Source organism: Bartonella sp. WD16.2 (assembly GCF_002022505.1).
GTDB lineage: Bacteria > Pseudomonadota > Alphaproteobacteria > Rhizobiales > Rhizobiaceae > Bartonella.
The window spans coordinates 1,346,836-1,366,568 of the sequence record NZ_CP019781.1; the positions used below are offsets into that span (position 1 = coordinate 1,346,836).

Genomic DNA, 19,733 nt, shown 5'->3' on the forward strand with positions numbered 1-19,733 from the left:
CTCCTAATGTTTTAACTTCAACACCACGAGCAATTTCTGCATGAGAAAGAATAGGCAATGTAGAGAAAAGACGTTCCATAATCATACGAACATAAGGTCGTGTTTCAGGCGATGTGATCAGCACAAAACGCACCGCTTTTTCCATATACTGGCGAATAATAGCTGTTGCTTCAGTTCCAAATTTTTCAAGTTCAACGGGATCCATATCAAATTCAATAATTTCACCCTTTGCATCACGCTTTAAAGCCTTGTGAAAAGCAAGATCCCAGTAACTTCCCATCCGTAAAACCTGTAGTACACCACCTTCAGACAAGTCACCACAAATTTGTTGCGATAAACGCAACCGTACATGCTCAGCAATCAAATCAGAACGCCGCACATGGGGTGCGATTTCAGCCACCGCTTCTAAAATAAGATTTAAGCTGCGAATGGAGACACGTTCTGATAATAAAAGTTTTAAAACCGACTGTAAACCAGAATAAGAAAGATGTGCAGGACAAATTTCTTCCAATAACTTATGATATTCGCCCCCCAAACGCTCAAGAAGAATACGCATATCTTTATAAGAAAATAATTGCGCTAAATTATTGCGTAAAACTTCACTTAAATGGGTCAATAACACAGAAAGATTATCCACCGCCATATAGCCTTCACGTATCAATTCAGAGCGAAATGTTTCCGAGGTTGCAAAAGCACGCATACCAAAAGCCGGTTCACACACTTGTTCACCTGGAATATTGGGAATAGGTTTATTGCTCGGCATAATGAGGACCTCACCTATGCGCATTTCGTAAGATGCCACAGCCGTACCGTACAATTTGATCCAATAACTTTTTGCCGGCACTTTATAATCATCTGATATCTGTATTTCAGGAATAACAAAACCATACTCCTGTGCAAATTTACGGCGCATTTTCGCAACACGATTAGCCAATTCAACCTTTTGCGGTAACAAATGTTTAGATAATTGTTTGCCCATAGCAATTTCAATACGCACCGTTTCAAGCGATGCTTTAAGCGACTGGCTTTCTTCCTGATGAGCTTTTTGAGCGTCTTGTTCTTGCTGTGCTTCTTGTGCAAGAGATTCTTTGCGCAAGCGATGTGGAATAGAATAACCAATCGAAGCCATAAGCAAAGACAAAAGAATAAAAGGAATAGCTGGTAGACCAGGCATCAACCCTAACATTAATAAAAGAAGAGAGGATACAAAGAGAGCTTTAGGATACCTTCCAAGTTGCCCCAAAACAGCCTTTTCAGCTGGACCACGGGTGCCCCCTTTAGAAACCAAAAGACCTGCCGCCAAAGAAACAATCAAAGCCGGTATCTGTGTAACAAGACCATCACCCACTGAAAGCTTAGTAAAAACATCCGCAGCACCAGATAATGTCATTCCATGGCGTGTAACGCCAATAATAATACCTCCAACAATATTAACAGCCGTAATAATAAGCCCGGCAATAGCATCACCACGCACAAATTTTGATGCCCCATCCATTGATCCAAAAAAGGAACTTTCTTCTTCAAGCTCATGACGGCGACGTTGTGCTTCTTTCTCATCAATAAGGCCTGATGAAAGATCAGCATCAATAGCCATTTGCTTTCCTGGAATAGCATCCAGAGTAAAACGTGCACCCACTTCAGCAATACGCGTCGCACCTTTGGTGATCACCAAAAAATTGACGATAATAACAATGGCAAAAACAACAAGACCAATAACAAAATCCCCCCCATCACAAACTGCGAAAAACCGTGAATCACATTTCCTGCAGCTTTATAGCCTTCATCACCATGGGTTAAAATAACACGGGTTGTCGCAATATTAAGGGATAAGCGCAATAAGGTCGTAATCAATAAAACTGTTGGAAAAGCTGAAAAATCAAGTGGCCGTTGAATCCACAACGAAACCATTAAAATCAAAACAGAAAATGCAATGGAAAAAGAAAGCCCCAAATCTAAAATAAAAGCAGGAACAGGTAAAAAGAGAACTGTGAGAATAATGATAATTCCCATCGCAAACGCAATATCTCGACCAGAAAATTGATTCTGGTCTCCAATATGGGTAACCGGACTACGCTGCACACTTTTCTCCTTAAACAATTACATTCAATCCCCTTCGCCAAAAGAACTTTTTAAAACTCTTTAGAGCATTTTTTTGTCGCAAACCTTAAGTGATAAAGCTTGTGTGAAAATGGTGTTGTAACTACACAATTAATGGTATTGTAACCACACAATTTTGACATACTTTAAAAATTACACACCAATATAACAAACCTTTTACCCTCTATAAACCATAACATAAAGCACATCATCCCCTCGCGTAACCCCAAAGTAATTTTAAGCTTGCCGAATGTTTGATATCAGCGTATATTACAGCTTGTAACATTGTGTGAATATATATTGATACAATAAGAAACTACGAAAAGTTTCTTAAAAACAATGAGAGGTTTATTATGACTGATATTGTAAAAACTGCTATGCTTTATTCAACACTGATTATCAGTGCCAATGCTGTTATTGTTTTAGCTCTTGTGCTTGGTATTCAATAAAGTCTCATTGAGAGAGGCCATTATAAGTTCTTCACATTCATAGCAAAATCTGAGCTATTTTGAGCAGTCAAATAAGGATTTATATACACAAGTAAAGCAAGTACATAGAATCTAAAAAGTAGTTTATAGAATTAAGAAGAGAAAAGTGTATTTTCTTTTGCCCAAAATATATTGTTGACACGTAATTACTGTTTAAGAATTTGTGCAAAAATTTTTTTTACTAAGACATTTCAAAGAGATCTGCTTTTTTAAAGCTCGTTTCTTTACAAGTAACTCTTACCAATATTACTCTTTCAAAGATTAAGCATTTTTATTACAAACATCCCTATCAATTGATCTTACAATAAGAGCACTTATCATTAAACTCGATCTGACTTCAGCAGATTACTTTTTATAAGACATTAATGACAGTTTATAAAACATAAATGGCAGCGTTTTATACTATTAACGTCGTTTTAGTTTTTTCACCTTTCTAGACAGGCTATAAATTTTTATTTAAGCTCAAGCCGTTTATAAAAACTTTATTAATCACACTATTTATTTAATTATACTGTTTATTTAAAAGCACCAAATAAGACGGTATCGTGGATAGTGTACCCAAAAAGTGCACCTAACAAGGACAAACAAAAATGAAGCTGCAGCAAATTGAAGATGGTATTTTTGTTAGTGCACAAATCACCGTTGCAAACATTAAAACACTCGCAAAAACTGGAATTAAAACTATTGTCTGCAACAGGCCCGATCAAGAAGAACCTAACCAGCCTGATTTTGCCACTATTCAAGCAGTTGCTCATAAATATGGAATACAAGCTCACTATATTCCTATTACACCTTCGATCATAGAAAAATCTCATATTAAAGCTATGCAAACAATTTTAAAAACAGCACCGCTTCCTCTCCTCGCTTATTGCTGTTATGGTACACGCTCAATTCATCTTTATTCTTTAGCGCGTATTTAACTTTGTGTTTTAATAAAACAGAAAGAAACAAACATTAAACCTTCTTATTATTAAAAACATGAGGCTATGGTAATAAAAGCGACAAAAACAATGATGAAATCTGATCTCCAAACCGTTGATTCCCCCACTCATAAACGAAAACCTCATCTTTTCCATGACGTTTTGGAATATATTTTTATTCTCATAATCAGCTTAAGCTCTATTTTTGCGATTCTTTTTTCTTTTTTAGATCGGATCATGATGTTTTTTTAAAAGTCAGCAACTGATCCAATAATGAAAGCGGTTGAATTGTTTCTAAAACCGCTTTTGCTTCATTTTCATCGTGTTGCATCTGCCTTTTCAAAGGCTCTAGTCCATCAAACTTTTTTTGCCTTCGTAAAAACTGCAAAAAAGAAACTGTACAGCTTTCATTATAAAGATCATCGGTAAAATTAAACAAATAAGTTTCTAAAAGTGGTGCTCCACCATCAACAACTGTTGGGCGACAGCCAAAACTTGCAACACCATCATGCAAAACACCATTTAAACGGCGCAATCGCACTGCATAAACACCATGTGTTAAGCCGGTTTGGGAAGGTAACACTTGGTTGGCAGTAGGAAAACCCAAAGATCGACCAAGCTTTTCACCATGTATAACGTTTGAGCGCACACGATAATGATACCCTAATAAATAAGCCGCTTTTTCCACCTGTCCTTGTGATAAAAGCTGACGAATAAAACTAGAAGAAATTTCCTCCCCCTGTGGGGTACATAAAGAAGGAATTTGAACAACTTCAAAACCATATTCTTTTCCTTTTTGATGCAAAAACTGCGCATTTCCACTTTTTTTTCGACCAAAGTGAAAATTATCCCCCGTTACCACAACACAAACATCAAAAGTTTGTTTTAAAACAACGCTAATAAATTCATCAGCTGAAAGAGCAGCAAACTGTGCATTAAAAGGCTCTTCAATCACGCCATGAAAACCCAAAATTTTGAAGATTTCAGCTTTTTCAGTTGCTGGTGTCAAACGATCAACACAAGCTGAACCTTGAAAAAAACTTCGTGGATGCGGCTCAAATGTCAACACAAGAGCTGGCTTGTTTTTTACAAGTGCTAAATCTAACGCTTTTTGCAATACCGCTTGGTGACCACGATGAACACCATCAAAGTTCCCAATAGCTAAAACTGCACCACGTAAAACTTCAGGAATCTCTTTGTGCCCTTGAAGACGCAAAAAATTAGCCATCACTGAAGCGCCCACATCATCGCTTGTGGCTGATAACCATAATGGTCAAGAAAAGAGCGCAAAGCTTCTTTATTGACCACACCATTGTGCGTATAGTCATGACAATGGATCCCACCCAGAATATAAAGGACATCAATACCAAAATCGATAGCGCCTTTAACATCGGTCAAAATGCCATCTCCAATAGCCAAAATCCGACTTTTTTCTATTGTCTCATGAATGTTTTTCAGTTTTTCAAAAGCACATTCATAAATAGGTGCATGGGGTTTACCCGCAATACGAACCTCCCCCCCCAAATGTTGGTAAAGCTGTGCTAACGCACCAGCGCACCAAAATGTCTGATCCCCACAATGAACGGTGATATCAGGATTGGCACAAATAAAGGGCAAACCCCGTTCTTGTAGGCGACGCAGCATATTTTCATAAGCCTGTGGCGTTTCTTCAAAATCTTCAAAAAAGCCACTGCAAACCACCGCACAAGCTTCCTCTTCTTCAACCAGCTCACATGCTAACCCTTTAAACAAAGCCAAATCACGTTGTGGGCCAATAAAAAAGATTTTCTGCGGTGCACTCAAAATAAGATCACGTGTCACATCACCTGAAGTGACAATTGTGTCATAACAATCACTGGCAACCTTCATTCTTTGCAATTGAGCTATAACATCTTCACGTGGTCGGGGTGAATTGGTAAGCAAAACAACACTTTTTCCCATCTTGCGCATTTTCTGCAAGACTTTCACAGCTGAATCAAAAATGCGCACACCATCGTGCACAACCCCCCAAACATCACAAAATACAGCATCATAATGGGTAATTATAGGATCAATATGGGTGAGTTCTTTCATGTGATGATCTATTTATATTATATTTTTTATCGCCTTGCGCCTGCTTTTTATTCTTTTAACTTTTTATCGCAAGATCATTTTTTTGTCATCTGCTTTCTTAAACTATCATATTCTCCACCCCCCAACCGATTAAATCCTTGAGGATATCTTAGCTTTCATCAATTAAGATGGTAAAATTTAAAAAATCAGAAACCCAGTCAGGCTAAAATGAGAATGTTTTAATTGAAGCATCTAATAAGGCCATTTTGATCGTGCAACCCGAAAAGGCCCTGAGCGAGGTGGATAATAACGCTGATAGCGCAAGTAACGAATGTAAACCCGAAACAACATAGGATCAATTTTTGCTATCCTGCGTAGCACATAAAGGCCAATAAACCAAATACACGTTCCAATAATTGTTGCAACAACAAAACTCATTTTTAAGAAAATAATTGCTAAGGCAATAAAAATGCGAGTCAAAATCATTAAAATCAGTACTAATTCAGGCTCTGCTCCCATAATTAGCTTAGGCTCGTAAAGAAAACGATATATGGGCGTACGTCTTAACTCTTCATCCATTGCATTTCTCCAATCACCACATTTGAAAGAGAGCACCTGTAAAGAGCGCGTTGACAAAAACGACTATACTGACAACAAGAACTACACAAACAGCCCACTTTGTAAGTCTATTGATCTCACCACCAAAAATTAAAGCAATTCTACCAATAAGTATAGTAACTAAAGAAACACCAAAAGCAATAGGTCCTGATATTAATCTTCTAAATTTTTCAAAGGTGTTTCCCATGGTAATCCAACTGGTGCGCCAGCAGCATAGGCGGAATCTCTTAAAATAAAAAACAACAGAAAGACAATATCCAAAGTGAAGAGAATTGTAATTTGATTATATGGATTATTCTTAAAATAAATTGGAAATAATTGCATGACTTACACTTTAACGAATTAAAATGAATTAAACACCACTGTAATACCTAAGAAAAAGGAGTATATAGGCTGTATAAACTGACAGTTTTGCCATTTTCAATCATCTCCATACTATCTGGATTACCCACTTTAAGAGCCACATCTGGTTTAACAGCGTAGATATTTTGAGGATACCCCCTGCCCACAATCACCATAAATAATCTTATGCTTAAACATTCAGTATAATTGAAATTTCAAGAGATTAGTAAATCCCAATTTGTACCTGCTTTACATATTATTGAGCATAGAGAAATAGATAAAACAACTGCTTTCTTAAGCCATCTTCTCACTTCCTCAACCGATTAAATCCTTAAGAGCATCTTAGTTTTCATCTTCATAACCACTTTGAGCAATCATATCATGCAAACTATCCTTATGATTAAACGAATTTCGAGCTTGTTTTTCAAAAATAATACCAATATCAATATCAGGGGTGGCTGTTGTAAAAAGCCATCATTATTTAGCTTAGTTAATAACCTCATGACCACCTTAAGAGAGATACCAGTCATTTTAGCAAAAAACTCTACAGACCTGGTAAAATTATCAACTGAATTGAGGATAAAACTTACTGGTCAAGTGTTATTTGTTATTGAGATTCAAACTTTAACTTAATAGAATTATTGATAAATATCTGCTCGAAAAAGCACATATAATATAACACTAAAATTCCTATCTTGGAGGGGAAATCAGTAAACTATTCAAAGAGGGGAAAAATAAACGTGAACCAAATTAATAATAATGAAATTCATTTAAATAATAAAGAAAAATGTTATACCGTTAATCTGGTATTTGCAACATTGAAAAAGCTTCTTATACTTTTTCTTTTATGGTTTCGTGGTCCATTATACATTATAGCAGCACTCTTGAGTAGTCCATTTTTTATTGGATTAATAATAAGACCTCTTGGTGGGATTTATAGCAAAAGATAATTTTCATCCGGCACTTATTTATTTTATAATCGCAGCGCTTTTGTCATAGGATTTGGTTCTTTTCTTACAATAGTTTTCTATGAATTTCTTATAGTTCGCTTATTACGAAGTCGTAACATACGATCTCGTTAATGATATGAATAACAACAAATATATAAAAAATCATCGTCGCAAAAGGCGCGATTTATCAGCCACATTACTATATTCTTTTTCTTCATTTTTTTGATAGACTATTACAAACATAACCAATAAATTGAGGATAAAGTTTATTGGTCAAGTGTTATTCATTGTTTAGATTCAAACTTTAACCTAATGTTATCATCAGTAGGTGTCTGCTTGATAAAGCATATATAATATCAAACTAAAATCTCCATCTTAGGGGAAATTAATAAACCATTAAAAGAGGGGAAAGATGAAAAAATTCCTTTTATTATGCACGGTGGTACTCACCACAGGGCTAACTGTTGCAGGTTGTGAAAAAACTTACAGTGTGGAAGAATTTAAAAAAAATGAAGAATTACTTGCAGAATGGGCATTAAGGTGCATGAGTGGAGAATCTTCTAAAAATTGTGACAACGCGTGGGAAGCGGATAAACAACTCAACAAAGAAGGCCGCTAAAAACAAAAAACTTTATCAACCCACCAATCAGAAAGCAAAACAAAAGGGGAATTAATCATGAACAAAATCATCATGACAACACTACTTCTTTGTGCTGGGTTAATTATCACAGGTTGTGAAAAAACTTACAGTGTAGAAGAATTTAAAAAAAATGAAGAATTGCTCAAAGAATGGGAAGCAAGATGTGGATTTTCTGGACAATCTAAAAATTGTCAAAACATGCGAGTAGCTTATCACGAGCTTAAACAAGAACGTAGGAAAAAAGAGAGAGAAGAGCACCAAAAATGGTTAGAGGAGTATAATAAAAAGCAAGAAGAGCATAAAAGAAAAGCTCAAGAAGAATTCGAAAAACAGCTAGAGGAAGACAAAAAACGGAGAGAAGAACGTAAAAAAGCTTTAGAAGAAAGTGAAAGAGAACGAAAAGAAGCAGATAAAAAATGGTCAGAGAACTACAAAAAAGAGCTAGAGGAGTATAATAAAAAGATAGAAGCTCCCGAAAAAGTTCAACAGAAAAAAGAATCTGACAACGAATAATATAAGAATATGTAACGAAATGAACGCATAAACAAAAGGGGAATTCAATCATGAACAAAATCATTATAACAACACTGCTTCTTTGCGCTGGCTTTATTATCACAGGCTGTGAAAAAACTTATAGTGTAGAAGAATTTAAAAAAAATGAAGAATTGCTCAAAGAATGGGCAGCTAGATGTGGAATAGGTGGACAATCTAAGAATTGTCAAAACGCCCGGGTAGCGGAGGATCAACTCCGTAGAGAATACTATGAAAATCTTTCTAAAGAATTATGATGATTCTGACAATTAATAAAGAAAAGCACAAAGGGGAATCTAACCATGAATAAAATCATTATAACAACACTACTTCTTTGTGCTGGGTTAATCATCACAGGCTGTGAAAAAACTTACAGTGTAGAAGAATTTAAAAAAGATGAAAAATTGCTCAGAGAATGGGTAGATAGATGTGGAACGGGTGGACAATCTAAAAATTGTCAAAACGCCCGAATAGCGGAGGGTCAACGCCTTAGAGAATACTATAAAAATCTTCATAAAGAATTATGGGGTGATTCTGACAATTAATAAAGAAAAGCACAAAGGGGAATCCAATCATAAAAAAATCATTATGACAACACTGCTTCTTTGTGCTGGGCTAATCATCACAGGTTGTGAAAAAACTTACAGTGTAGAAGAATTTAAAAAAGATGAAAAATTGCTCAAAGAATGGATGGCTAAATGCGGAGGATTTGCAAAATCCAAAAATTGTCAAAATGCATATCAAGCAGAGAATGAAAAGTTTTGGGGCGAAAAACCCGTTAATACAGATCCTGGACATGGATTTTAGAAAAAATTTAAGTTAGCTAAATAAAAGTAAAAGAGGCTAAAGTCTCTTTTACTTTTTAAATCTATTTAGCCAGAATACAGAAAAGTAGACAATACAATAAAGAAGAGGTTTTTCCTTAGGCCAGTGTTTCTTTAGTTTGTTCAGATAAATCGAAAAACGCGTCTTTCCTAAAACTCTCCCTATTCCATAAAACAAAAATGCAGCTATAAAAGATACAAGTATAAAAATCATAAAATCTTCCATCATCTATTTATCCTTCTCATCTGGTCCAACTGAAATTGTGTTCTCAACTCTATCAACCGTTCTTGTCTTATCGGACTGAGGATTATAATACTCACGAGCGTCTTGCAGAGAAAGAAGGGGGTGCGTTCATATTAAGATTGGCTGCATCTTCCATTCCAGGAACAGAAATGTTAGCTAAATTTTTGATACTTTTAGAGGCAACATTACCAACTGTAGCTGCTTTACATTTAGCAGAATCTTCCACTGATTGAGGTTTTGGTTAATTGGTTCTTGCTGAGGGAGGTACTCCTCCTGCTGTACGTGGGTTTTCACTATAATATTGAGGTCTGTTTTCTTGCTTGAAAAAATTACCCGTCATTCGAGAAGCGTTGATACTATCGCTTCTCATGCCTCCCGTAGCACCGCCCATTGTACCGCTTGTTCCTCCCTCGTCTCCCATAGTTCCCATACTACCGCCTGTTGCTCAATTGGTTTTGGCTCTCGCAGCCGCTGCTGCTGCATCTGCAGCGGCTTTAGCGATTACAGTTTTTGCGGAATAGACCATTTCTTTAATAACTGAACAAACACTAGCACCTAATCCAAACTTTAGATATGTAATAGAGTTTAGAATTATTATTAAACACACGTATATAAATAAAAATACCATAATTAAGATGAGTGAATCACCATAAACTTTCTGCGATATGATCATACAACAAATAATTAAATTCATTAAAACTATAGACGCTAATACTTTTATGCACGTAGAAGCAATAAAACGCCATACTATTATACCCTCTCGTCTATGCTGGAAAGTGCCAAAATCCATAAGAAAGGTAAATGCACTAATTACACTATACAATCCTGTAGTTATATCTACTAAATTAAAAATAAAAACATCAAAGAATAGAAAAACGATTAGAGCACTAAAGTTTTCCACTACATCAGTTAACGAGCCTGAAGTACACGGGTTGAGAGTAGTATCAATAAAATAACTAATCTCCCCCAAATAACCTCTGTGAAATAAATTTTCACTTATCCCACTTATATGAAAAACTATTTTTCTAAAATTATAGAAAGTAATTAAAACAAATTCTCGTAAATTTATAAAAAAAACTAAACAACAACCATAAAAAAACGCATACTCAGTAGATTTATCAAAAAAACATCTAGCTTGAGCTTTTTGAAGCACAAGAAAGGTAAAGATATAAACAAATTGAATAACTGCTACACACAAATAAACATAAAAGTCAAACTTGTGTAACGGTAGCGAATCTTGATTAAGCCGTTGTTGTATTAATTCTAATAGGTCATTAAAAGCTGCTGGAATATCTAAAAGTTTAGCAAAAACGATATACGAAAAAAGAAAACAACATATACTGAGAAATAAAAGCACTCCTACAAAAAGCTTTAAAGTTTTTGTTGTACGAAATTTTCTCATACTTTTATTCCATTATTTTACAGAACTATTTTAAAGTTCTACCTATATAATATATTTTCTGAGAATATTTTTTACTCTGCCTCATTTTTCGCTCTACATTCAATTTTGTTTATTGTGTGATTTTTGTGCAAAGCCAGTACCATTAGCAACCAATCATCAAAGTAATTGTTGCTGTTTAACCTGTCGAACAAATAATTCCATTGCCAGCGAGTAACTGTTTTACTTTTAGAAAAATCTCCCATAGATTAAGATTTCGATTGAGTGGTTCTTGCGGAGGAAATATTCCCTCCTGCTATACGTGGGTTTTCACGATAATATTGAAGCCTACTTTTTGTTTGAAAGAATTTTTCGCCATCTGAGAAGGGTTATATTTACACTATTGCTTCCTATAGTTCCCATGCTACTGTCTTTGGCTCTACTCACTTCAGCTCTTGCAGCAACCGTTGCACCATCACGCATTGCCTCAATACTTGAAATAATACTATTTATTGAACCTAGAAATTATATTGCGATAAACTTTAGGGATAAAATATATAAAACATGCACAAAAGACTGCAATCCCTACCACTGTAAGCACTGATGTCAATGAACCATTATAAGCTTCCCGCAATTTTACCATAAAATAAATGATGAAAATCTGTAAAAATGTATACACATATGCTTGTATGATCATAAAGATAGCAATGTGTAATACCATCATAGTTTTGTGTGTTTCTCCCTGAAAAATACTACTTATAAACGAATTAGGTCTTCTAATTACAACAGACCAATTAATAGTTTTATATGCCAAAAAAGCGTTAACAGCAGTAAAACATAAAAAAACGATTAAAGCATAACACTTTTTATCTTCGTCAGTTAACGAGCTCGCACTATCCGTATTGAGAATAGTATCAGCCAAACGAAAAGTTTCTCTTAAGAAAATTACGGGAATTTGATCTTTACCCATCCCACTTACATAGACAGCTGCTCTAAGCAAACTGTTGACAATAACTAAACCCAACTTTTGTAAACACTCCCAAATGTTAGTATAAAAAATATAAACAAAGCAATGCAGAACAATTTCCTCACAAAACTCTTTAATACCGGCTTTTTGACGCACAAGAAACTTAATGATACGAAATAATCCAACACTCCACCCCATAGCCAAAAAGAAAACGAAGCTCGCAATGTATAATGCTGACAACAATGAGTTAAGTGGTGATTGTATTAATTCTAATGAGTCACTATAGTTTTTCTGATAATCTAAAGGTGCAGAAAAAGCGATATCTGCAAAAAGAATATAATAAATACCGAATAGTAAAAACATCAGTGAAAAAAACTTTAAAGTTGTTATTGTATAAAATTCTTTCATATTTCTATCCCATTATTTTATGGAACTATTTTAAAGTTTTACCTATATAATATATTTCTTTGGGGAGTGCTTTTTTACTCTGCCTCATTTTTTGCTCTACATTCAATTTTGTTTATTGTGTAATTTTTTTGCAAAGCTAGTATTATTGGCAACCAACCCTTGAAGTAATTATTGCTGTTTAATTTGCTGAGCAGCAATTCCATTGCCAGTTTAAATGGTGTGCATCTGCTTTACACACGACCAAGCGTAGAGAAGAAAATAAAACAAATGCTTATCCAAACCACGAACAATCAGATGATACACAGATCAATATTAAACAGCAGCGCAGTTACCACTAATTGTTCTCAAACCATGGCTAAACAAAACCGTTACTGCCATAGAGAGTTTTTAGAAATTATGATGAATGCTTATAAGAAAGTGTAGCGCTATATTATAATTTAAAAAGTTTTACTTCTGATCAGAAATTAAGTCTAAAATTGCTTTCTGTTTTACAGATGTAAGAACTCTAAAACTCTTTAAAAGCAGATATTCTTCTTTGCTCGATATGATTTCATCATGATGGCAGGAAGTACCTTCTTTTGTTGCGGTCTTAGGGTAAAAAAAGGCAATAGGAACACCGAATATATCGGCAATATCTTTCAAACGACCAGCTCCTACACGATTTAATCCTTTTTCATACTTTTGAATCTGTTGAAAGCTTATACCCAAATAGTCAGCTAGTGTTCTTTGAGACATTCCCAACATTCTTCTTCTATATCGGATTTTTTTGCCGACAAAAATATCATTATGAGAATTCTTTTGCACTTCTATCCCCCCGCCGGGTAGCGAGCGCCCTCGCATTGGTATTCCGGGAGTCAAAAGTACTGAATTCGAGTCAGCTTTTTTGCTTTTAGTGCCATAGCACCTGGACATCACAAAAACTCCCGGAATCCCGGGAACCCCATATGATAATGGGTTAATTTTTGTGCTCGAATTGTAGGGACTTTTGAATCCCTCTTGATCGCTGCGTATACGATCAATACACCTTTTAATTAATAAAGTAATTTCAGAAAATTGGCAATAAAATAGTTTTTCAACTTACAGAGGTTTTTTAACGAAAGGCAGAAAGCCTCTCATTTTGAATGATGTACGAATAAAGTAAAGAATAATGATGCATTCATGTTTTTTGCAATTCTAGGTCACCCCCCCCCAGCTGCCGGGTAGCGAGCGCCCTCGCATTGGTATTCCGGGAGTCAAAAGTACTGAGCTCAAGTCAGCTTTTTTGCTTTTAGTGCCATAGCACCTGGACATCACAAAAACTCCCGGAATCGCGGGGAACCCCACATAATGGGTCAATTTTGTGCCTAAACTGTAAGGAGTTTTGAATCCCTCTTGATCGCTGCATATACGATCAACACACTTTTTAACTCATAAAGTATTTTCAAAAATTGGCAATAAAATAGTTTTTTAATGAGAGGTTTTCTGCCTCTCAAACTCTATGGAGAGCCCACCAAAATCATAAAGTCGTTGTCGCGTTTATCAAAAGGACTAACAAACCTAGGTTCTTAAGGTCAAGGCCCCTCCCTTATGGACGCCTAGCATCCTTGATTTAAGACACCTAAACGGCCTGTTTTGTCCTTCTCACACGGCTTCCGAAATCATGATATTAAGGAGGAAGTTTATAAGGACATTTTAAGAAATGCCTTAAAAAACATTCCAATTATAGTAGGGGAGATACTAACATGAGTTAATGTAAAGAAGATATATTTTAGGTTGTTTACATTTTAAAGCTTGCGCTAGATCATAAGTTGTTTGCATATCTAACCAAACACGTACAGTATTTATACCAGCCATCTCAAGTCTAATAGCTAGATTAGTGCTAATAGCGGCTCTTCCGTTTAAAACCCTAGAAAGCGCTACACAAGATATACCAAGCCGTTCTGCCGCCGCCTCAGTAAATAGATAATCCGCAGCCTTTTATTACATCACCGCGTAATAATATTCCAGGGTGTGGAGGATTTTTCATTATTGTATAGCACCCCTTTTTAGTGATTATTTAGATAATCAGTCATTTCGACATCTATACCATTAAAACGGAATATTACGCGACAATTTCTATTTACAGTAATTGACTAATACCCAATTGAGGTTACCCTTTAGTGAATGCAATCAAAAAGACGGGTAATTTAAATTATTTCTGTTGCCATATTTTACTAAGGTCTTAATTGAAAGATAAGATGTATTAAACTTAACCGCCTAACTTGGTTAATGAATTTATCACAAAATATGTATATTTATTTAAAAGGGAAAAATATTAATTTTCATTTTACTATTCCTAAAAATACAGCTAAACAGCGTTCAATTTGTATCATTTCATCTGTGTGAATATAACCGAAAATTGAACTAATTTTATCACATCGTACCGTCACAATTTTATCAATCATCACCTGTGAAGGTTTTAGCAGACCATTTTCACTATTTGGCTCAATGGTAACGCGCAGCAGTGGAGCAGCAATAAGTGTGCTTGTAATTGGTAAAACTGTGATACTTGTATGCTCACTAAATTGATTAGCCTGGATTACCAATGCGGGTCTTGGTTTACCAAAATCGCCTCGTATAGCTACTGTTATAAGAGAACCTCTCATTATTATGTCCAGCCATCAATATCCGTTAAAGATTGCTCCATAAATAATTGAACAGATGCATTAGTTTTATCTGTCTCTGCTACTAAACGACATTGACGACAGCATTCTTCAGCAAAGTTCGGTTTACGTATATCTGGTACCCAAATTTGTATTAAACGCAATCCAGCTTTTCTCTGTGCATTGCGATATTTTTGAACGCGTTCATTGACATGCATTGTGCCCATAATATAACCTCCACTATGTTTCATGTAACGTATAACACGGAAAAAAGTTACATGAAACGAAGTTTTTAATAATTTTCAGAAAAATGATAATAATTTTTTCAGTTTATACGAAAGTTTTTTCTCAATGAGAGGAAGAAAGCTTCGCATTTTGAATGATGTGTAAACGAATAAAGTGAGCTCTCATTTAGTCAAAGAGCATGAGCTCACAATCAGGAGATGCTAAACGTAGTAAGAGCGTATCATACCCCCAACTAGCCCATAAACAGAAAAACATCATAATGACGAAACTAATTATCATTGCTGTGTCGAATAACGATCTTTCATCTGCTGATATGTATGCAAAACCGTGAAGGAATAACGATAACATTGACGCGAACGTCATAAAATTTAGGATGGCACGAATTGGTCTGCGAATAAATAAAAGGAAGAAGAAAAGAAAATGCAAAAATTTATTTATAAAAAACAAAAGTATGCGTATAAATAGATTACGTTTACGTTTCTTTTTTGGAACAGACTGCTCTTTGTGTAAATTTTCTTCTGTTTTGTTGAGTTCAACCTCAGATATGCCATCCATTATCCTCATCCCTTCGCGTCTTTAATATCTGAAATCATAACTTACCATATCTTTGTACTATCACAGGATATAAGTGAAATTTACTCACATTTACTAAAAATGTAAAAGTTTTTTGCTTAAATGAAAATCTATTTTATTAGCAAGAGCTTTTAAATCTTTTCATCTAAAGTATATAGATCGTCCACAATGAATAGTAGCTGCCCTTGTATAAGAATGATCTGCTCATATCTTTTCGCATGAACTGTGTTATTTCATGAGGATAGATTAAAGGTCTTTGTTGGAAACTTGTACTTTCGGTTCCTTTTGTTCCCTATTGTCCTTAAAGTTTTACTTTTCCCTTTAACCTCGATAGCCATTTTCCTGATGACTTTTGAAAATTTCTAGCCATTTTAATATCTTTAACTGCCGCATAACTAATTAAGAGCACAACTTTCAAACCATGCTACAACATCAGCACAAGGTTTTAAAATTTTCGCGGGGATATTTAAAAAAGGCACTAATATTGCCTTTTATTATATCTATAGATCAATTGAAGGGAAATGATAAAAATCTATAACTGAAATGGAACAAATATCGCTCAAATAACTTTGATGCATTTTATTGACAGAAAAGGCAAACACCGTCATAAAATATCATGAGGCTAACATGAGATGATAACATTTTACATGATCTCTTGTGATTTTTGCTTTTTTCAAACTCTTTTTTTGTTTTCCAATATAATATATCTTACATAACCTATCTTTATGAGCTTAATTAAAAAATTTATAACTGTTGCTTCTGGAACTTGTGCGAGTCGTCTTTTTGGTTTTGTACGTGAAGTACTCATGGCAGCATCTTTTGGTACAGGTCCTGCTGCTGACGCATTTAATGCGGCTTTTCGTTTTCCAAACACATTCCGCCGTCTTTTTGCTGAAGGCGCTTTTAATGCGGCTTTTGTTCCCCTATTTTCCAAAAAAATTACTGAAAATGGAACAGAAAATGCACGCGAATTTGCAGAAGAAGTTTTTGGCGTTCTGTTCTCACTGCTCTTACTTTTAACCATTGTCATAGAAATGAGTATGCCTTTTTTGGTACGTACTGTGATTGCACCAGGATTTGCAGAAGATGCAACAAAATTTGAAGCTACAATTCGTTTTACTGCGATTATGTTTCCCTATTTAGCGTGCATGTCTTTAGCAGCCATGATGGGGGGAATGCTCAACGCATTACAACGTTATTTTGTTGCAGCTATTGCCCCTGTCTTTTTAAATATCGTGATGATTGGCGTGCTTGCCTATGCTTGGACATTTCAACTTGATGCTTGGAAGATTGGGCTAAATCTTTCTTGGGGGGTTATGATTGCAGGCCTTCTTCAACTTACTTTAATTGCAATTGCTTTACGTCAAAGTGGGATGAAAATTTCTCTACGTCTTCCTTATCTTAGCCCCAATGTTCGCCAACTTTTAACCCTAGCATTCCCTGCTGCTATTACGGGGGGAATTACGCAAATCAATTTATTGATCAATACTAATATTGCATCCAGTCACCCAGGTGCTGTGTCTTCTTTGGTTTATGCTGATCGCCTTTATCAATTACCATTAGGCGTTGTTGGTATTGCTGTTGCGACTGTTCTTTTACCTGAATTAACAAAAGCCTTCCGCAATAAAAATAACAAAGAAGCCAATTATTTGCAAAACTACGCCATTGCATTTACCCTCTTTTTAACCTTACCGGCATCAATCTTTTTTTCCTAATATCCACCCCCATTGTCAGCCTTTTCTTTGAACGCGGGCAATTTACAAGCCAATCAACACTCACTGTTGCACACTTGCTTGAACTTTATGGACTAGGGCTTCCAGCTTTTGTATTAATAAAAGTCTTTATTCCTAATTTTTTTGCTCATGAAGATACAAAAACACCAATGATTTTTGCAGGCATTTGTGTTTTAATCAATATCGGTTTAGCGCTTACATTATTCCCACTTTTGTCAGCACGTGGCATTGTGATTGCAGAAATTACCTCTGGATGGGTTAACACACTCTTGCTTTGTAGCACCCTTATCAAACGCGGTTATTGGAAATGTGATATGCAACTTATCAAGTGGATTGCATGCTTAATCGTTTCCATTCTCTTAATGGCTGCCGCTTTGTATTATGCACTTGGGTTTTTATCTTTCCCTTTGTCCCTACAAGCACCACTTTTTTTACGAATAGGAACTTTAGCAGGTTTAATTTTCTCCATTCTATTGTTTTATTGTATCATTTGCTTTTCTCTTGGCATGAGTTATTTTCCTTTTTTACGTAAAAATTTGAAACAGCGCCTATAATATCTTATTTGACTTTCAAAAAAGAAGCTTTACCACAACAAAAGCAACACGTAACATCATTAGAGAAAGGCTTAATTCCTATGGACACTTGCGCATCCCTCGTCTTTTCTGGTGTGCAACCAAGTGGCAATTTGCATCTTGGTAATTATCTAGGTGCAATTAAGCGCTGGGTTGAACTGCAAGCATCTCATACATGCCTTTATTGTGTTGTAGATATGCATGCATTAACGGCTAACCCTGACCCACTCACCTTAGAAAACTCCACCCGTGCAGTCACAGCAGCCTTCTTAGCTGCCGGTATTGACCCACAAAAACATATCGTGTTCAACCAATCACGGGTTTTTCAACATGCTGAATTAGCATGGATTTTTAACTGTATTGCCCGTATTGGCTGGCTCCAACGGATGACACAGTTTAAAGATAAAGCAGGTAAAAACCGCGAACAAGCATCTGTTGGGCTTTTTGCCTACCCAAGCCTTATGGCTGCTGATATTTTACTCTATCGTGCAACACATGTTCCAGTAGGAGAAGATCAAAAGCAGCATATTGAACTCACCCGTGATATTGCGCAAAAATTCAATCATGATTACGCCGACCGGATTGCACATTTAAATGTTGGCATTCCCATACAAGAGGGAGAAAACAAGGAACAAGGCTTTTTCCCAATACCAGAAGCTCTTCTTGGTGATACCGGCATGCGCATTATGTCTTTACGTGATGGCACAAAGAAAATGTCAAAATCAGATCCTTCAGATTTTTCACGAATTAATTTAACTGATGATGCTGATCTTATCGTTCAAAAAATACGCAAAGCAAAAACCGACTCCGCTCCCCTCCCCGATGAGCTTACTGCTTTAGAAGGGCGCCCAGAAGTTGATAATTTACTTGGTATTTATGCCGCTTTTGCGCAAATTAGCAAAGAGAAGGCTCTTTTAGAGTTTGCAGGTCAACAATTTTCGCTTTTCAAATCTGCTCTAGCGGATCTCGTCGTCCATAAACTGGCACCAATTACACAAGAATTACGCCGTCTTCATCAAGAAAATGCTTATATTGATTCTGTTTTGCGTGATGGGGCTGAACATGCTAACCTATTGGCTGAAAATACAATGAAACACGTTCGTGAAATTGTTGGCTTTTTACATCATTGATAAACAATAAACTTTGATTGAAAAAAGCTATAGCCGGTATAGTCCTTTCACTGAATAATCAAGAAACATACTATAAGTACTATATATGAAAAAACATATGAAAATTGTAAACCATTCTTAATAAAATGACAAAACTATCGACAAACTATTGTTGTTCTTGACATAACACAAAAAACACAAATGTACACCAATATACCCTTGTAAAAACATGGGTGTAAACGTATTTGTAGATTTTAGTGCATTGCCTCTTAATTTAAATGATAAGTGCAAACTGCGCTTGATGCAAACCACACCTCTTGTCACCCCTTGCTAGGTTAAGTGCTCCCATATCTTCAAGTGCAAATATATACTTTATTTATGAAGGAACAAATGCTTGATAAGGTGTATTTTAAGCTTTTA

Annotated in this window: 21 protein-coding genes and 2 pseudogenes; 10 read left to right on the plus strand and 13 right to left on the minus strand. The window is 35.6% G+C overall.

The genetic code is table 11. The features are described from left to right. Window positions 1-79 precede the first annotated feature (79 nt). Window positions 80-2,010 (minus strand): annotated as a pseudogene (flhA, locus tag BWD162_RS05875) (flagellar biosynthesis protein FlhA); the annotation flags it as partial. Between the two features lie 1,165 nt (window positions 2,011-3,175). On the opposite strand from flhA, the gene BWD162_RS05880 reads away from it, so the two are divergent. Next, complete coding sequence (locus BWD162_RS05880; RefSeq protein WP_078705820.1) at window positions 3,176-3,505, plus strand: TIGR01244 family sulfur transferase; 330 nt, start codon at window positions 3,176-3,178, stop codon at window positions 3,503-3,505. A gap of 235 nt (window positions 3,506-3,740) precedes the next feature. On the opposite strand, the gene BWD162_RS05885 is transcribed toward BWD162_RS05880, so the two are convergent. The 5 genes from BWD162_RS05885 to BWD162_RS07705 all read right to left on the minus strand — a co-directional run bounded on the left by BWD162_RS05885 (window position 3,741) and on the right by BWD162_RS07705 (window position 6,693). Beyond that, window positions 3,741-4,733: a bifunctional riboflavin kinase/FAD synthetase gene (locus BWD162_RS05885; RefSeq protein ID WP_078705821.1), complete on the minus strand. Its 993-nt coding sequence runs from the start codon at window positions 4,731-4,733 to the stop codon at window positions 3,741-3,743. Then, window positions 4,733-5,578, minus strand: a complete 846-nt coding sequence (locus BWD162_RS05890; protein WP_078705822.1) for a TIGR01459 family HAD-type hydrolase — start codon at window positions 5,576-5,578, stop codon at window positions 4,733-4,735. The genes BWD162_RS05885 and BWD162_RS05890 overlap by 1 nt, the downstream gene beginning before the upstream one ends. A 231-nt stretch (window positions 5,579-5,809) precedes the next feature. Then, window positions 5,810-6,136, minus strand: a complete 327-nt coding sequence (trbD, locus tag BWD162_RS05895; protein ID WP_078705823.1) for a conjugal transfer protein TrbD — start codon at window positions 6,134-6,136, stop codon at window positions 5,810-5,812. Window positions 6,137-6,328: 192 nt separating this feature from the next. After that, a complete protein-coding gene (locus BWD162_RS07995) occupies window positions 6,329-6,499 on the minus strand; it encodes a hypothetical protein (RefSeq protein ID WP_236824108.1) in 171 nt (56 codons plus the stop codon). A gap of 47 nt (window positions 6,500-6,546) precedes the next feature. Continuing rightward, the gene (locus BWD162_RS07705; RefSeq protein WP_153301002.1) at window positions 6,547-6,693 is read right to left on the minus strand and encodes a hypothetical protein; all 147 of its coding nucleotides are present in this window, start codon (window positions 6,691-6,693) and stop codon (window positions 6,547-6,549) included. Window positions 6,694-7,879: 1,186 nt separating this feature from the next. Here BWD162_RS07705 and BWD162_RS05910 point away from each other — a divergent pair. The 6 genes from BWD162_RS05910 to BWD162_RS07710 all read left to right on the plus strand — a co-directional run bounded on the left by BWD162_RS05910 (window position 7,880) and on the right by BWD162_RS07710 (window position 9,939). Continuing rightward, window positions 7,880-8,086: an EexN family lipoprotein gene (locus BWD162_RS05910; protein WP_078705825.1), complete on the plus strand. Its 207-nt coding sequence runs from the start codon at window positions 7,880-7,882 to the stop codon at window positions 8,084-8,086. Window positions 8,087-8,143: 57 nt separating this feature from the next. Then, complete coding sequence (locus BWD162_RS05915) at window positions 8,144-8,620, plus strand: EexN family lipoprotein (protein WP_153301003.1); 477 nt, start codon at window positions 8,144-8,146, stop codon at window positions 8,618-8,620. Between the two features lie 50 nt (window positions 8,621-8,670). Then, window positions 8,671-8,895 (plus strand): EexN family lipoprotein, encoded by a 225-nt coding sequence (locus BWD162_RS05920; protein ID WP_078705826.1) that lies wholly within the window; start codon window positions 8,671-8,673, stop codon window positions 8,893-8,895. Between the two features lie 45 nt (window positions 8,896-8,940). Further along, window positions 8,941-9,183 (plus strand): EexN family lipoprotein, encoded by a 243-nt coding sequence (locus BWD162_RS05925; protein WP_078705827.1) that lies wholly within the window; start codon window positions 8,941-8,943, stop codon window positions 9,181-9,183. Window positions 9,184-9,226: 43 nt separating this feature from the next. Continuing rightward, a complete protein-coding gene (locus tag BWD162_RS05930; protein ID WP_078706156.1) occupies window positions 9,227-9,445 on the plus strand; it encodes an EexN family lipoprotein in 219 nt (72 codons plus the stop codon). Between the two features lie 305 nt (window positions 9,446-9,750). Next, on the plus strand, window positions 9,751-9,939 hold the full coding sequence (locus BWD162_RS07710; protein WP_153301004.1) for a hypothetical protein: 189 nt from the start codon (window positions 9,751-9,753) through the stop codon (window positions 9,937-9,939). 8 nt (window positions 9,940-9,947) lie between these two features. Here BWD162_RS07710 and BWD162_RS05940 read toward each other — a convergent pair whose 3' ends face one another. The 7 genes from BWD162_RS05940 to BWD162_RS05975 all read right to left on the minus strand — a co-directional run bounded on the left by BWD162_RS05940 (window position 9,948) and on the right by BWD162_RS05975 (window position 15,307). Beyond that, complete coding sequence (locus BWD162_RS05940; RefSeq protein ID WP_078705829.1) at window positions 9,948-10,136, minus strand: hypothetical protein; 189 nt, start codon at window positions 10,134-10,136, stop codon at window positions 9,948-9,950. A 15-nt stretch (window positions 10,137-10,151) separates the two neighbouring features. Then, window positions 10,152-11,108, minus strand: a complete 957-nt coding sequence (locus tag BWD162_RS05945; protein WP_078705830.1) for a hypothetical protein — start codon at window positions 11,106-11,108, stop codon at window positions 10,152-10,154. Window positions 11,109-11,589: 481 nt separating this feature from the next. After that, complete coding sequence (locus tag BWD162_RS05950) at window positions 11,590-12,459, minus strand: hypothetical protein (protein ID WP_078705831.1); 870 nt, start codon at window positions 12,457-12,459, stop codon at window positions 11,590-11,592. A gap of 447 nt (window positions 12,460-12,906) precedes the next feature. Further along, complete coding sequence (locus tag BWD162_RS05955) at window positions 12,907-13,299, minus strand: helix-turn-helix domain-containing protein (protein ID WP_078706157.1); 393 nt, start codon at window positions 13,297-13,299, stop codon at window positions 12,907-12,909. Window positions 13,300-14,175: 876 nt separating this feature from the next. Next, complete coding sequence (locus BWD162_RS05960; protein WP_236824139.1) at window positions 14,176-14,367, minus strand: HigA family addiction module antitoxin; 192 nt, start codon at window positions 14,365-14,367, stop codon at window positions 14,176-14,178. Between the two features lie 392 nt (window positions 14,368-14,759). Further along, complete coding sequence (locus BWD162_RS05970; protein ID WP_078705832.1) at window positions 14,760-15,083, minus strand: type II toxin-antitoxin system PemK/MazF family toxin; 324 nt, start codon at window positions 15,081-15,083, stop codon at window positions 14,760-14,762. A 2-nt stretch (window positions 15,084-15,085) separates the two neighbouring features. Further along, window positions 15,086-15,307 (minus strand): antitoxin MazE family protein, encoded by a 222-nt coding sequence (locus BWD162_RS05975; protein ID WP_078705833.1) that lies wholly within the window; start codon window positions 15,305-15,307, stop codon window positions 15,086-15,088. 197 nt (window positions 15,308-15,504) lie between these two features. On the opposite strand from BWD162_RS05975, the gene BWD162_RS07805 reads away from it, so the two are divergent. The 3 genes and pseudogenes from BWD162_RS07805 to trpS all read left to right on the plus strand — a co-directional run bounded on the left by BWD162_RS07805 (window position 15,505) and on the right by trpS (window position 19,334). After that, window positions 15,505-15,657 (plus strand): hypothetical protein, encoded by a 153-nt coding sequence (locus tag BWD162_RS07805; protein WP_194284856.1) that lies wholly within the window; start codon window positions 15,505-15,507, stop codon window positions 15,655-15,657. A gap of 967 nt (window positions 15,658-16,624) precedes the next feature. Next, window positions 16,625-18,186, plus strand: a pseudogene (murJ, locus tag BWD162_RS05990) (murein biosynthesis integral membrane protein MurJ). A gap of 80 nt (window positions 18,187-18,266) precedes the next feature. After that, window positions 18,267-19,334 (plus strand): tryptophan--tRNA ligase, encoded by a 1,068-nt coding sequence (trpS, locus tag BWD162_RS05995; RefSeq protein WP_078706158.1) that lies wholly within the window; start codon window positions 18,267-18,269, stop codon window positions 19,332-19,334. Window positions 19,335-19,733 lie beyond the last annotated feature (399 nt).